This is a genomic window from Streptomyces actuosus, from assembly GCF_016921115.1.
Lineage (GTDB): Bacteria > Actinomycetota > Actinomycetes > Streptomycetales > Streptomycetaceae > Streptomyces > Streptomyces actuosus_A.
In genome coordinates this window covers 1-387 of sequence record NZ_JAFFZS010000271.1, presented here as the reverse complement: position 1 = coordinate 387, position 387 = coordinate 1, and the positions used below count along the sequence as shown (strand labels likewise).

The window sequence follows — 387 nt, the reverse complement described above, 5'->3', positions numbered from 1 at the left end:
CTACTTGATATTAATAATATACTACCTATTATTATAAATAATAACATTAATGTATACTCTATCATTGTGTATTGTTCTCCTTTTTTTAATATTATATTAGATACAGCTAAGTTTTTTAAAAATTGTAATTTTGTAAATAATAATTTATAAAAACTCATGTATTCACTAGATACAAGTTTTCTTGGGTAGAATCCTGTCATATTTAATATTAATAAACTAATAATAAATATTAACATATGAAATACTTGTGTCACAGAGGATGTATAGAATAGACCTCCAAATAACCCTATACCATTATCTAAATATGTTATAAATAAATTATTGTATGATAAATATATACAATAAGATAATATAATTATACCTATTCTAGCATATAAAATAGAAGTA

General features: G+C 19.9%; 1 protein-coding gene. It reads right to left on the bottom strand.

Annotated features, from left to right (window positions below; all coding sequences use genetic code 11):
* On the bottom strand, positions 1-200 hold a 200-nt coding region (locus tag JS756_RS39180; RefSeq protein WP_205387522.1), incomplete at its 3' end, for a hypothetical protein.
* Positions 201-387: the final 187 nt, after the last annotated feature.